The 13,330-nt window shown below is 72.0% G+C and carries 14 protein-coding genes; 6 read left to right on the top strand and 8 right to left on the bottom strand.

The features are described 5' to 3' along the window. Nucleotides 1-146: 146 nt before the first annotated feature. Nucleotides 147-380, bottom strand: coding sequence for a DUF6243 family protein (locus RLT58_RS24650; protein ID WP_311312537.1), 234 nt, complete (start codon nt 378-380; stop codon nt 147-149). A 289-nt stretch (nt 381-669) separates the two neighbouring features. Here RLT58_RS24650 and RLT58_RS24645 point away from each other — a divergent pair, with 289 nt between their 5' ends. Next, nucleotides 670-1,683 carry an aldo/keto reductase gene (locus RLT58_RS24645; protein WP_311312536.1) on the top strand — a complete coding sequence of 338 codons (1,014 nt, stop codon included), beginning with the start codon at nt 670-672 and terminating at the stop codon, nt 1,681-1,683. Nucleotides 1,684-1,765: 82 nt separating this feature from the next. After that, nucleotides 1,766-2,353 (top strand): TetR/AcrR family transcriptional regulator, encoded by a 588-nt coding sequence (locus RLT58_RS24640; RefSeq protein WP_311312535.1) that lies wholly within the window; start codon nt 1,766-1,768, stop codon nt 2,351-2,353. 32 nt (nt 2,354-2,385) lie between these two features. Here RLT58_RS24640 and RLT58_RS24635 read toward each other — a convergent pair whose 3' ends face one another. After that, entirely contained in the window at nt 2,386-2,592 is a 207-nt protein-coding gene (locus RLT58_RS24635) for a hypothetical protein (RefSeq protein WP_311312534.1), read from the bottom strand. Between the two features lie 92 nt (nt 2,593-2,684). Beyond that, a complete protein-coding gene (locus RLT58_RS24630; protein ID WP_311312533.1) occupies nt 2,685-4,067 on the bottom strand; it encodes a glycine--tRNA ligase in 1,383 nt (460 codons plus the stop codon). Nucleotides 4,068-4,219: 152 nt separating this feature from the next. Between RLT58_RS24630 and RLT58_RS24625 the strand changes: the two genes are divergently transcribed. From RLT58_RS24625 to RLT58_RS24610, 4 genes are all read left to right on the top strand, one after another. After that, nucleotides 4,220-5,173, top strand: coding sequence for a metal ABC transporter substrate-binding protein (locus RLT58_RS24625; protein ID WP_311312532.1), 954 nt, complete (start codon nt 4,220-4,222; stop codon nt 5,171-5,173). A 53-nt stretch (nt 5,174-5,226) separates the two neighbouring features. Next, the gene (locus RLT58_RS24620) at nt 5,227-6,009 is read left to right on the top strand and encodes a metal ABC transporter ATP-binding protein (protein WP_311312531.1); all 783 of its coding nucleotides are present in this window, start codon (nt 5,227-5,229) and stop codon (nt 6,007-6,009) included. Between the two features lie 2 nt (nt 6,010-6,011). Next, on the top strand, nt 6,012-6,905 hold the full coding sequence (locus tag RLT58_RS24615) for a metal ABC transporter permease (protein ID WP_311312530.1): 894 nt from the start codon (nt 6,012-6,014) through the stop codon (nt 6,903-6,905). Nucleotides 6,906-6,970: 65 nt separating this feature from the next. After that, the gene (locus tag RLT58_RS24610; RefSeq protein ID WP_311312529.1) at nt 6,971-7,408 is read left to right on the top strand and encodes a Fur family transcriptional regulator; all 438 of its coding nucleotides are present in this window, start codon (nt 6,971-6,973) and stop codon (nt 7,406-7,408) included. A gap of 55 nt (nt 7,409-7,463) precedes the next feature. Here the strand turns inward: RLT58_RS24610 and RLT58_RS24605 are convergent, their stop codons facing one another. The 5 genes from RLT58_RS24605 to RLT58_RS24585 form a co-directional block, all read right to left on the bottom strand. Beyond that, on the bottom strand, nt 7,464-8,282 hold the full coding sequence (locus tag RLT58_RS24605; protein ID WP_311312528.1) for an isoprenyl transferase: 819 nt from the start codon (nt 8,280-8,282) through the stop codon (nt 7,464-7,466). A 21-nt stretch (nt 8,283-8,303) separates the two neighbouring features. After that, a complete protein-coding gene (gene recO, locus RLT58_RS24600) occupies nt 8,304-9,050 on the bottom strand; it encodes a DNA repair protein RecO (RefSeq protein ID WP_311312527.1) in 747 nt (248 codons plus the stop codon). A gap of 58 nt (nt 9,051-9,108) precedes the next feature. Beyond that, nucleotides 9,109-9,792, bottom strand: coding sequence for a response regulator (locus RLT58_RS24595; RefSeq protein WP_311312526.1), 684 nt, complete (start codon nt 9,790-9,792; stop codon nt 9,109-9,111). Continuing rightward, complete coding sequence (locus RLT58_RS24590) at nt 9,789-11,012, bottom strand: sensor histidine kinase (protein WP_311314635.1); 1,224 nt, start codon at nt 11,010-11,012, stop codon at nt 9,789-9,791. Before RLT58_RS24590 ends, RLT58_RS24595 begins: the two co-directional genes overlap by 4 nt. Nucleotides 11,013-11,101: 89 nt before the next feature. After that, the gene (locus RLT58_RS24585; RefSeq protein WP_311312525.1) at nt 11,102-13,228 is read right to left on the bottom strand and encodes an MMPL family transporter; all 2,127 of its coding nucleotides are present in this window, start codon (nt 13,226-13,228) and stop codon (nt 11,102-11,104) included. Nucleotides 13,229-13,330 lie beyond the last annotated feature (102 nt).

Below are 13,330 nucleotides of genomic sequence, written 5' to 3'. Positions count from 1 at the left end.
GGGGCACGGGAGTGCCCCGCGGTACGGGTGTGGGCCCGGAACACGAGGTGTTCCGGGCCCACGGTCGTTCGGGTGCCCTGCCGGACGTGCGGGGTCCTGCCGGACGTGCCGCCCGCACGGTGCGGGCCGCACGGCGCGGCGGGAGGTCAGCTCCGCTCCGGGGTCTCCTGCTCCGGGGCGTCCTGGGCGTCCGGCCCGGCGGCGTCCGCCTGCTCGGTGCCGGCGGCACGCTCCCGCATCTTGCGCAGCAGCTCCTGCTTCTGCTCGGCGGCCGTCTTCCGGTCGGCGTCGCGCGCGGGGCCTGCGCCCTGCTGCTCGGCGCGGGACAGCTTCTTGCGCTGTCCGCCGACGCCGAGAAGGTTGTTACGGCTCTTGGCCACGGGGCTCTCCCATTCGTGGTGAAAGTGGGGCCTGTCACGGCCCTGGATCGATCCGGCGGGCGGCGGGTGGTCGGACCCGCCGCGCTCTCACTCGTAGATCTGGAAGAACGAAGACATGCGGGAAACCGTACCCCGGACCGGACGGCCCCCTCACCGGATTTTCCGCCGCCGGACCACCCGCGCGAGGGAACATGGACTGACAGATATTGAAATCTGTCATCCCCTGTGTCATGGTCGAGGTACGGCCCACGCCGGCACCGTCCGCTCCGCCACTCTCCGGGAGTTCCCGATGACCACCCTCCACACCCGCACCCTCGGCTCCGCCGGCCCGCAGGTCTCCGCGATCGGCCTCGGCTGCATGGGCATGTCCGCGCTGTACGGCGAGGCCGACCGCGCCGAGTCGATCGCCACGATCCACGCCGCGCTGGACGCGGGCGTCACCCTGCTGGACACCGGCGACTTCTACGGGATGGGGCACAACGAGCTGCTGATCAACGAGGCGTTGCGCACCGCCCCCGCCGCCGCTCGCGAACAGGCGCTGACCAGTGTGAAGTTCGGCGCGCTGCGGACGGTCGAGGGCGGCTTCACGGGATACGACGGCCGTCCGGCCGCCGTCAAGAACTTCGCGGCGTATTCGCTCCAGCGGCTCGGCACCGACCACATCGACATCTACCGGATCGCCCGGGCCGACCCCGATGTCCCGATCGAGGAGACCGTCGGGGCCATCGCCGAGCTGGTCGAGGCCGGCCATGTCCGCCACATCGGCCTCTCCGAGCTGGGCGCGGACACGATCCGGCGGGCGGCCGCCGTGGCCCCCATCTCCGACCTCCAGATCGAGTACTCGCTGATCTCCCGGTCCATCGAGGACAGGATCCTGCCCGCCTGCCGCGAGCTGGGCATCGGCGTCACGGCGTACGGGGTGCTCTCGCGCGGCCTGATCAGCGGCCACTTCACCCGCGACCGCGAGCTGGCCCCGGGCGACTTCCGGTCCATGAGCCCCCGCTTCCAGGGCGACAACCTCCGGCACAACCTCGGCCTGGTCGACGCGCTGCGCAAGATCGCCGAGCAGAAGGGCGTCTCGGTCGCGCAGACCGCCATCGCCTGGGTCCTCGCCCAGGGCACGGACATCGTCCCGCTGGTCGGCGCCCGCAGCCGGGACCGGCTGGCCGAGGCCCTCGGCGCGCTGGACGTCCGGCTGGACGCGGACGACCTCGCCGCGATCGAGGAAGCGGTCCCCGCCGGGTCCGCCGCCGGAGCGCGCTACCCGGCCCAGCAGATGGCCCACCTGGACAGCGAGCGCTGACCTCCGGGTACGGTCGGGCGGGGGTGCGGCCCGCCTCCGGTCCCCGCCCCGCACGACGCCCCCGAAAGGCAGCACACCCACCATGACGCCGCCGTCCGACCCGCTGACTCCCGAGCGCATCCTCGAAGCCACCGAGGACGTCCTGCGTCGCTACGGGCCGGCCAAGGCGACCGTGGTCGATGTGGCCCGGGCACTGGGTGTGAGCCACGGCAGCGTCTACCGCCACTTCCGCACCAAGGCCGCGCTCCGCGAGGCGGTCACCGGCCGCTGGCTGACCCGTACTGAGCTGGCGCTCACCGAGATCCTGCACGGCTCGGACCGGCCCGCCCCGGCGAAGCTGCGGCAGTGGCTGGAGACGCTGTTCGAGGCCAAGCGCCACAAGGCGGGCGACGACCCCGAGCTGTTCGCCACGTACGAGGTGCTGATGGGCGAGAGCACGGTGGTGGAGGAGCACATCCGCGAACTGGTCGGGCAGTTGCGGGAGATCATCGAGGAGGGGGTCGGTGAGGGGCAGTTCGCCGTGGACGACCCCGCGGCCGCCGCCCAGGCAGTCTTCGACGCGACGGCCCGCTTCCACGACCCGGCGTACGCCGCCGAGTGGCGAAAGCCCGCCATCGCCGCCGAGTTCACCGCCGTCTCGGACCTGCTCCTGCGCGGCCTGCGCGCCTGAGGGTCCTGCGGGCCCAGGGAGGCGCGCGAGCCCTAGGCCGCCGTCGGGTCCACCGTCGCCTGGTGGGCCTCCGCGAGGTGTTCCTCCGCCTTGAGCCCGGGCAGGAACTGCACCCGCTTGCGCCAGTCGCAGGTGTCGCAGCTCAGCTGGCGCTGCACCCCCGACTTCCGTACGTGGACTATGTGTTCACGTCCGTGGTGGTCCCATCTGCTGACCTTGCTCGTGGTCATGGACGGCATCTTCGGGCCTCCTGTTGACGAGTGTGCCCAGTGTGCCCGAAGCCCCCGGCTCCGTACGGGGAACCGGGGGCTTCGTCCAGCGGGTGCGGGTTTCAGCAGCCGAGCAGCCGGGCGCCGAGGTACGCCTGGATCTGGTCCAGGGAGACGCGCTCCTGCTTCATGGTGTCGCGCTCGCGCACGGTGACCGCGTTGTCGTCGAGGGTGTCGAAGTCGACGGTGACGCAGAACGGGGTGCCGATCTCGTCCTGGCGGCGGTAGCGGCGGCCGATGGCGCCCGCGTCGTCGAACTCGATGTTCCAGTTCTGCCGCAGGTCGGCGGCGAGGCCCTTGGCCTTCGGCGAGAGCTGCGGGTTGCGGGACAGCGGCAGGACCGCGACCTTGACCGGGGCCAGGCGCGGGTCGAGGCGCATCACGGTGCGCTTCTCCATGACGCCCTTGGCGTTGGGCGCCTCGTCCTCGATGTAGGCGTCCAGCAGGAAGGCCAGCATCGAGCGGCCGACACCGGCCGCCGGCTCGATGACGTAGGGGGTCCAGCGCTCGCCGGCCTCCTGGTCGTAGAACTGGAGGTCGGTGCCCGAGGCCTTGGAGTGCGCCTTCAGGTCGTAGTCCGTCCGGTTGGCGACACCCTCCAGCTCGCCCCACTCGCTGCCGCCGAAGCGGAAGCGGTACTCGATGTCAGCGGTGCGCTTGGAGTAGTGGGAGAGCTTCTCCTTCGGGTGCTCGAACCACCGCATGTTCTCCTCGCGCAGGCCGAGACCGGTGTACCAGTTCCAGCGCTGCTCCATCCAGTACTCCTGCCACTGCTCGTCCTCGCCCGGCTTGACGAAGAACTCCATCTCCATCTGCTCGAACTCGCGCGTGCGGAAGATGAAGTTGCCCGGAGTGATCTCGTTCCGGAAGGACTTGCCCATCTGCGCGATGCCGAACGGCGGCTTCTTGCGCGAAGCCGTCTGCACCTGGGCGAAGTTGGTGAAGATGCCCTGGGCGGTCTCGGGGCGCAGGTAGGCGACCGAGCCGGAGTCCTGGGTCGGGCCGAGGTGCGTCGAGAGCAGGCCGGAGAACTCCTTGGGCTCGGTGAACGTGCCCTTGTTGCCGCAGTTCGGGCAGTTGAGGTCGGCGAGGCCGTTGACCGGCGGCTTGCCGTGCTTCTCCTCGTACGCCTCCTCCAGGTGGTCCGCGCGGAAGCGCTTGTGACAGGAGGTGCACTCGGTCAGCGGGTCGGAGAACGTGGCGACGTGACCGGAGGCCACCCACACCTCGGGGGCCAGGATGACCGACGAGTCGAGACCGACCACGTCCTCGCGCGCGGTGACCATGTAGCGCCACCACTGACGCTTGAGGTTCTCCTTGAGCTCGACGCCCAGCGGCCCGTAGTCCCAGGCGGCGCGCTGACCGCCGTAGATCTCACTGGAGGGGAAAACGAAGCCACGGCGCTTGCTCAGGCTGACGATGGAGTCGATCTTGTCGGCGGCCACGGTGCTCTCTTCATTACGACGGCGAACGGCTAATGACTCAGATTACCGGCGGGCACGGGCCTTCGATCAAATCGGGAGCGGGGCAGTCGGTTCCGGAAGCATTTCATCCGCCTTGTTGACAATCGTTTCCACTTTTGTTGAAAATGACTGTCATGAACGTACGCCGCCTCATACCCACGACCGCCGTCGCCGGAGCAGTCGTCCTCGGCCTCACCGCCCTCTCCGCCTGCTCGACGTCCGACGCCGCCGGTCACAAGAACGGCGACAGGCTCAACGTGGTGGCGTCCTTCTACCCGATGCAGTTCCTGGCCGAGCGGATCGGCGGGAACCACGTCTCCGTCTCCACCCTGACCAAGCCCGGCGTGGAGCCGCACGACCTGGAGCTCAGCCCCCGCCAGATCGGCGGCCTGAGCGACGCCGACCTGATCGTCTACCTCGACGGCATCCAGCCCGCCGTCGACGACGCGATCAAGCAGTCCGGCGCACAGCACACGGTCGACGCCGCGAAGCTGACCGAGCTGGAGGACCACGGCACGGAGGCCGGCGGCGAGGAGCACGCCCATGAGCACGAGGGCGAGGAGGCCGGCGCCGACCCGCACATCTGGCTGGACCCGGTGAAGTACGCCGAGGTCGCCAAGGGCCTGGGCAAGTCCCTGGAGAAGACCGACCCGGACCACGCCGCGGACTACCGCAAGAACACCGACGCCCTGGTCACCGAGCTCGGCACGCTGAACACCGCGTACGAGAAGGGGCTGAGGACCACCGCCACCAGGACGTTCATCACCACCCACTCCGCCTTCGGATACCTGGCCGAGCGCTACGGCCTCACCCAGGAGGGCATCGCGGGCATCGACCCCGAGGCCGAGCCCAGCCCCGCCCGCATCAGCGCCCTGCACTCCATCGCGGAGAAGAAGAAGGTCACCACCGTCTTCTTCGAGACCCTCGCCAGCGACAGGACGGCGAAGACCGTCGCCCGGGACACCGGACTGAAGACCGACGTCCTGGACCCGCTGGAGGGAATCACGGACAAGTCCAAGGGCGCTGACTACATCGAGGTCATGCAGTCCAACCTCACCGCGCTGCAGAAGGCCCTCGGCGCGAAGTGAGCGACCCCACCCAGCCGGCCGGCCCGAACCGCGCAGCAGCACCGGAGACGCTCATGCCCGAGCCCCAGAGCACCCCGCCCGAACCCGTGATCGTCGTACGCGACGCCACGGCCACCCTCGGCGCACGCCCCGTGCTGCGCGGCATCGACCTGACCGTGCACCGCGGCGAGGTCGTGGCCCTGCTCGGCGCCAACGGCTCGGGCAAGTCCACCGCCGTGCGCTCCGTCATCGGCCAGGTCCCGCTGACCGGCGGCACCGTCGAGCTGTTCGGCACCCCGCTGCGCCGCTTCCGCGACTGGGCCCGGGTCGGCTACGTACCGCAGCGCACCACGGCCGCCGGCGGAGTGCCCGCCACGGTCCGCGAGGTCGTCGCCTCCGGGCGGCTGTCGCGGACCGGGCTCGGCCTGCCCCGCAAGGCGGACCGGGCCGCCGTCGACCGCGCCATCGAGCTCGTCGGCCTCGCCGACCGCGCCCGGGACTCGGTGAACGCCCTGTCCGGCGGCCAGCACCAGCGGGTGCTGATCGCCCGCGCGCTCGCCGCCGAACCCGAGCTGCTGATCATGGACGAGCCGATGGCCGGTGTGGACCTGGCCAGCCAGGAGATCCTCGCCGCGACCCTGCGCGAGCAGGTAGCGGCCGGCACCACCGTCCTGCTCGTCCTGCACGAGCTGGGCCCGCTGGAACCGCTCATCGACCGGGCCGTGGTGCTCCGCGACGGCTGTGTGATGCATGACGGACCGCCCCCGAAGGCCCTCGGGCAGCACGCCCTGCCCGGCCACGACCACGTACACCCCCACGCGGCCTCCGAGCCCGTCCGGACGGGACTGCTGAGCTGATCATGGAATTCCTCACCCCTCCCTTCATGCAGCGGGCCCTGCTCGCCGCCGTCCTGGTCGGTGTCATCGCGCCCGCCGTCGGCATCTACCTGGTGCAGCGCCGGCAGGCCCTGATGGGCGACGGCATCGGACACATCGCGATGACCGGGGTCGGCCTCGGCTTCCTGCTGTCCACCAGCCCGGTCTGGATGGCCACCGCCGTCGCCGTGGCGGGCGCGGTCGTCATGGAGCTGATCCGCTGGTACGGACGCACCCGCGGCGACATCGCGCTGGCCATGCTGTTCTACGGGGGCATGGCGGGCGGTGTCCTGCTGATCAACCTCTCCGACACCGGCTCGAACGCCAATCTCACCTCGTACCTCTTCGGCTCGCTGTCCACGGTCTCCTCCGAGGACATCACCTCGATCTCGCTGCTCGCGGCGTTCGTGCTGCTGGTGACGGTGGGGCTGCGGCGACAATTGTTCGCCGTCAGCCAGGACGAGGAGTTCGCCCGGGTCACCGGGCTGCCGGTGCGCGTGCTGAACCTGCTGGTCGCGGTCACCGCGGCCGTCACCGTCACCGTGGCGATGCGGGTCGTCGGGCTGCTGCTGGTCAGCGCCCTGATGGTGGTCCCGGTCGCCGCCGCGCAGCAGATCACCCGGTCCTTCAAGGTGACGTTCGTGCTGTCGGTCGTCATCGGGGTCGCCGTGACCCTGGCCGGCACCGTGACCTCGTACTACCAGGACGTGCCGCCCGGCGCGACGATCGTGCTGCTCGCCATCGGGGTCTTCGTCCTCCTCACGCTGCTCGCCGCCCCGCTGGCCAGAAGGCGCGCCCGGCGGAGCGAGACGGCCGCGGAGCGGTGCACCCTGGAAGTACCGGGCGCACGCCCGGCGGCGGACGACGTCCGCGTCTGACCCTGCGGCCGGGCCGGACTGGCACAATGGCCCGACATACGTACGGGCGACACGAGGAGGCTCCTGTGGCGACGGCGCCGATCAGCGGAACGAACGCGGCCCCGGTGCGCGGCCGGTCGACCCGGCAGCGGGCGGCCGTGGCGGCGGCGCTCGACGAGGTGGACGAGTTCCGCAGCGCCCAGGAACTGCACGACGTGCTCAAGCACCGCGGTGACTCGGTCGGGCTGACCACGGTCTACCGCACCCTGCAGTCCCTCGCCGACGCGGGCGAGGTCGATGTGCTGCGCACCACCGAGGGCGAATCGGTCTACCGGCGGTGCTCGACCGGTGACCACCACCACCATCTGGTCTGCCGGATGTGCGGCAAGGCGGTCGAGGTCGAGGGCCCGGCGGTCGAGCAGTGGGCGGAGACCATCGCCGCACAGCATGGCTTCGTCAACGTGGCGCACACGGTGGAGGTCTTCGGCACGTGCGCGGAGTGCGCGAGCGCCGGGAAGCAGTAGGCGCACCGCGAGTGATCCGGGCCGGCAGGGGCAGACCCCCCGCCGGCCCGTCCGTTCAGCTGCCGGAGGCCGCGGCTTCCTCGGCGCCGCCGAAGCGGCGGTCGCGCTGGGCGAATTCCAGACAGGCCCGCCACAGGTCACGGCGGTCGAAGTCCGGCCACAGCACGTCCTGGAAGACCATCTCGGCGTACGCGCTCTGCCAGATCAGATAGTTCGACGTGCGCTGCTCGCCGCTGGGGCGGACGAAGAGGTCGACGTCCGGCATGTCCGGGTAGTAGATGTACTTCGCGAACGTCTTCTCGTTGACCTTCGACGGGTCCAGCTTCCCGGCGGCGACATCCCGCGCGATCCGCTGCGCGGCATCCGCGATCTCCGCCCGGCCGCCGTAGTTGACGCAGAAGTACAGCGTCATCCTGTCGTTGTCCTTGGTCTGCTCCTGGGCGACCTGGAGTTCCTGGACGACGGACTTCCACAGCTTGGGCATGCGGCCGACCCAGCGGATCCGGATACCGAGCTCGTCCATCTCGTCACGGCGGCGGCGGATGACGTCCCGGTTGAAGTTCATGAGGAACTTCACCTCCTCCGGGGACCGCTTCCAGTTCTCCGTGGAGAAGGCGTACAGCGAGAGGTTCTTGACGCCCATCTCGATGCAGCCCTTGAGGACGTCCATGACGACGCCCTCGCCGACCTTGTGCCCCTCGGTGCGCGGCAGGCCCCGCTCCTTGGCCCACCGGCCGTTGCCGTCCATCACCACGGCCACGTGCTTGGGCACCAGCTCACCGGGGATCTTCGGCGGCACGGCACCGGACGGGTGCGGCTCCGGGGTCTTGTAGTCACGCCGGCTACGGCCGCCGAGCATCCCGCGTACTGCCATGAGCTTCTCAGTCTCCCTGTGTCACTTCTCTACGTACCGCAGCGAGCGCAGCCCGCGCTCCAGATGCCAGTGCAGATAGGCGGACACCAGCCCGCTCCCCTCCCTGACATGACGCGCCTCGCACGCGTCCGCCGTCTCCCAGTCGCCGGTGAGCAGTGCGCTCAGCAGGGTGATGGCCTCAGCCGAGGGTACGACGCTGCCGGGCACCCGGCAGTCGCCGCATATGACGCCGCCCGCCGCGACGGAGAAGAAACGGTTCGGACCGGGCATTCCGCACCGGGCGCAGTCGTCGAAGCTGGGGGCGTAGCCGTTGACCGCGAGGGAGCGCAGCAGGAAGGCGTCCAGGATGAGGTGCGGCTCGTGCTCCCCGCGGGCCAGCGTGCGCAGCCCGCCCACCAGCAGCAGATACTGCTGGACCGCCGGTTCGCCCTCGTGGTCGGTGAAGCGCTCGGCGGTCTCCAGCATGGCGGTGCCCGCGGTGTAGCGGCCGTAGTCGGTGACGATGCCGCCGCCGTACGGGGCGATCGTCTCGCTCTGGGTGCAGAGCGGCAGTCCGCGCCCGATCAGTTCGCTGCCGCGCGCGAAGAACTGCACGTCGACATGGGAGAACGGCTCCAGGCGGGCGCCGAACTTCGACTTCGTGCGCCGTACCCCGCGCGCGACGGCCCGCACGCGGCCGTGGCTCCGGGTCAGTATCGTGATGATCCGGTCGGCCTCGCCCAGCTTCTGCGTGCGCAGCACCACGCCGTCGTCCCGGAACAAGCTCATGGCCCCATTGTCCGGTACGCGGGCGGCGCGCCGGGCCCGCCCCCGTGATCCGGTCCGGTCAGTTTCCCGCCGCGCCGCCGCCCGCGGGCACGACCAGCCCCGACTCATAGGCGACGATCACCAGCTGGGCCCGGTCGCGGGCGCCGAGTCTGCCCATGATCCGGCTGACATGGGTCTTGGCGGTGAGCGGGCTGAGGCCGAGGCTCTCGGCGATCTCGGTGTTGTTGAGGCCGCGCGCGACCAGGGCAAGGACCTGGCGTTCGCGGTCGGAGAGGACGTCCGGGCCGCCGGGGTACGGGCCGGCCGGGGTGCGGGGCGCGCTGAGGACCCGGGCGATGAGCCGGGCGGTGGGGCCCGGCGAGAGCAGGGCCTCGCCCGCGGCCACGGTCTTGATCGCGGCGAGCAGGTCGGCGGGCCGGGTGTCCTTGACCAGGAAGCCGGAGGCCCCGGCCCGCAGCGCCTCGACGATGTGGTCGTCGGTGTCGTACGTGGTCAGGACCAGCACCTTCACCCCGGCCAGGTCCTCGTCGGCGGCGATGCGGCGGGTGGCCTCGATGCCGTCGAGTTCGGGCATCCGGATGTCCATCACGACGAGGTCGGCGCGGGCCGAGCGGGCGAGCGCGACCGCTTCGAGGCCGGTGGCGGCCTCGCCGACGACCTCCATGTCCGGGTCGGAGCCGACGAGCATCGCGAACGCCGCCCGGACGAGCGTCTGGTCGTCGGCGAGCAGGACCCTGATCATGAGGCCGCCTCCGTTTCCCGTGCCGGTGCGTGTTCCTCGCCCCGCTCGTGTTCCCCCGCCGGCGGACGCTCGGGCGACGGCAGCAGGGCCGACACCTCGAAGCCGCCGCCGGGGCGGGGTCCGGCGTCCAGGGTGCCGCCCGCGCTGCGGGCGCGTTCGCGCATCCCCAGGATCCCGAACCCGGGGGCGGAGCCGTCGTCCACCGGGCCGGTGCCGTCGTCGGTGACGGTGACGCGCAGGGCCCCGGGGACGGGCTCGACGACGACGCGGACGCGGACTCCGGCGCCCGCGTGCCGTACCGCGTTGGTCAGGGACTCCTGGACGATCCGGTAGGCGGCGGCCCCGGTCGCCGGGGCGAGGCGGCCGGCCGGGGCGCCGACCCGGAGGTCGACCCGCGCCCCGGCCGCCTCGGCGGCCCGTACGAGACCGGGCAGGGCGGCCAGGCCGGGCAGCGGCCCCTCGGGGTCCGGGCCGCTGTCGTGGCGGGTGTCGCGCAGCACCTGGAGGGTGGTCCGCAGCTCCGCCCTGGCCTCCCGGCAGGTGTCGGCGATGTCGTCCAGCGAGGCGGCGACGGCCTGCCGGTCCAGCCGCTGCGGGTCGACGGTCAGGATGTGCGAGGCGACCGACGTCTGCACCCCGATGAGCGTGATGCTGTGGGCCAGCAGATCGTGCAGATCGCGGGCGATCCGCAGCCGCTCCTCGGCGACCCGCCGCCTGGCCTCCTCCTCACGGGTCCGCTCGGCGCGTTCGGCGCGCTCCAGCACCGAGGCGACGTACTGGCGGTAGATGCGCACGTCCACCCCGCAGAACAGCACCGCGACGATCCACCCGGAGATCCGCAGCAGTTCGAGCCCGTCGTGGGTGCTGATGCCGAGGACCACCGTCACCATCACGGCCGTCACGCCGACGCCGACGAGCAGGGTGCGCAGCGGGCGGCCGGTCACGGCGACGGTGTAGAGCGCGATCCAGGTCTGCGGCATCGGAGCCGTGTGCACATGGTCGGCGCCGTGGTAGAGCGCCAGCAGCGGCACCATGGCGAGGAGCGTGAGCACGGGGCCGCGCCGCCGCCACGCCAGGAGTGCGGCGCTGCCCAGGAGCAGGAGCCAGCCCAGCGGCCCGGGTGCGTGGGCGGCGTCGCCGGTGAGGGCGAGGGCGGCGGAGAGCGCACCGGCGCCCACGGCGACGAGGGCGTCGGTGCGGGTGCGGTGCGGCGCGTGCATGGGGTCGCGGTTGACGACCGCCAGAACGCGCTCGCGACGGCTCGTGGTTGGGGGCACGCGGCCATCCTCCGGTACGGGGCGGGGCACTGTCAGGGGGCCCCGACAAGTTCCGGCGCGCGGGGCTCCGGTGCGTCGGGGGTACGGCTGAGCGCGCCCGGCCACCACATCCGGCGCTGCAGGGCCACGCTCGCCGACGTCACCAGGTAGGTGCGGACGAGGAAGGTGTCCAGGAGTACGCCGACGGCGATGACGAAGCCCATTTCGACCAGGCCCGCCAGCGGCATGTTCGTCAGGACGGCGAAGGTGGCGGCGAGCACGAGCCCCGCCGAGGCGATGACCCCGCCGGTGGTGCGCAGGGCGGTGAGCGCCGCGTCGGTGGGTTCGGCGCCGCGCCGGGCCTCCTCGCGGACCCGGTGCATCAGGAAGATGCCGTAGTCGACACCGAGGGCCACCAGGAAGACGAAGGAGAGCAGGGGCAGTCCGGGGTCGGTGCCCTTGAGGCCGAGGAGCGGTTCGAAGAGCAGTCCGCCGATGCCGAGGGCGGCGCCCCAGACCGCGACGACGGCGGCGACGAGCAGCAGCGGGGCGACGAGGCTGCGCAGCAGGGCGATCAGGATGAGCAGGACGGAGAGCAGGACGAGCGGGACGAGCGGGACGACGATCCTCAGATCCCGGGAGCTGGCCGTCTCCAGGTCCATCTGCTGGGCACCGGGCCCGCCGACGTGGCTGCCGGGCAGCCGCTCGCGCAGAGCCTCGATCGTGGCCCGCTCCCCCGCGGACTCGGGCGCGGCCTCGGCGACGACGGAGAGTTCGGTCCAGCCGCCGCCGCTGCGGCCTCGCTCGGCGGAGGCGACGCCCTCGGTGGCGCGGGCCGTCGCGAGGGCCTTGCCGGCCCGTTCGGTGGGGGCGGTGACGGTGACCGGTTGGCTGGAGCGGCCGGGATAGGCGCCGGCGAGCGTCGCCATGGCCGTGACGGAGTCGGGCCGGGTGGTGAAGGAGTCCTCCTGCTTGAGGTCGCCGGGAAGGCGGAGGACCCCGAGCGACAGCGCGCCCAGCAGGACCCCGCCGGTGACGAGCACGGCGACGGGCCTGCGCCCGGCGGAGCCGCCCATGGCGGCGAACAGCGAGCGGCGCCTGCGGGGCTCGGTGCCGTGGACGGGCACGAGCGGCCAGAACACCCGCCGGCCCAGCAGCACCAGGACGGCCGGCAGCAGCGTCAGCATCGCCAGGAGCGCGCACAGCACCCCGACGGCGGCGATGGGCCCCATGCCCCGGCTGCTGGTGAGATCGGCGGCCAGCAGGCACAGGAGGCCCGCGGCGACGGTGCCGGAAGAGGCGAGGACGGCCGGTCCGCAGCCGCGCAGCGCCGCCGCCATCGCCTCGTGGGGCCGGGCGACGCGGGTGAGTTCCTCGCGGTAGCGCGAGACGAGCAGCAGGGCGTAGTCGGTGCCCGCGCCGAAGACGAGGATGGTCATCACGGCGGAGCTCTGGCCGGTGACGGTGACGTCGAAGCCCCGGTTGAGGCCGTAGACGACGCCCATGGACAGGGCGTCGGCGACGCCCGCGACAACGAGCGGAACCAGCCACAGGAGCGGGCTGCGGTAGATGAGGATCAGCAGGATCGCGACGACGGCGACGGTCGTGTAGAGCAGCGGCCCGCCGAGCGAGCCGTATACCTTCTGCGCGTCGACGGTCAGCGCTCCGGGGCCGCCGACCTCGGCGTTCAGTGCGCCGGTCCCCTTCACCACCTCGCGTACGTCGTCGACGAACGCGGTGCGCGCCTCGTCGTCCTGCCCCGGTTCGGTCGTGGACACGGGGTACATCAGCGTCGCGCCGTCCCGGGAGGGGACGGCACGCGGGGGCGCGGTGAGGGTGTGGCCGCTCGCCGCGGCGGCGGTCTGCCGGGCCGCCTCGGCCCGGTCGGCGGCGGTCAGCCCGCCCTCGCGGTGGTAGACGAGGACGAGGTCGGTGGACTCGCCGCCGGGCAGCGCGTCCTGGATCTTGGCGACCTGCGTGGAGTCGGCGCTCGCCGGCAGATAGTCGACGGCGCGGTTCTGCTGTACGTCGGCGAGCTTGCCCGCCGGCGGTCCGGCGATCGCGAGCGCGGCGGCCCAGAGCGCGACGATCGCCCAGGGCAGCGCACGCCACCGCCGGTGCGGCCGCGACCGTTCCTCGGCGCTCCGTGCGCTCTCGCCCGTGTCCTGTGCGGTCCTCATGGGAGGCCCCCTCTTCCGTCCGTCCGGTTGTCCGGTGCTGTCCAGACTTCCGTCGCGGCGGGCGCGAGACGTCACGCGCGGGACCGACTTCGGCACTGCTTC

The organism is Streptomyces sp. ITFR-16, from assembly GCF_031844705.1.
Classification (GTDB): Bacteria; Actinomycetota; Actinomycetes; order Streptomycetales; family Streptomycetaceae; genus Streptomyces.
Note: the sequence above shows the minus strand (reverse complement) of the source record. Positions and strands in the feature narration are given on the sequence as shown.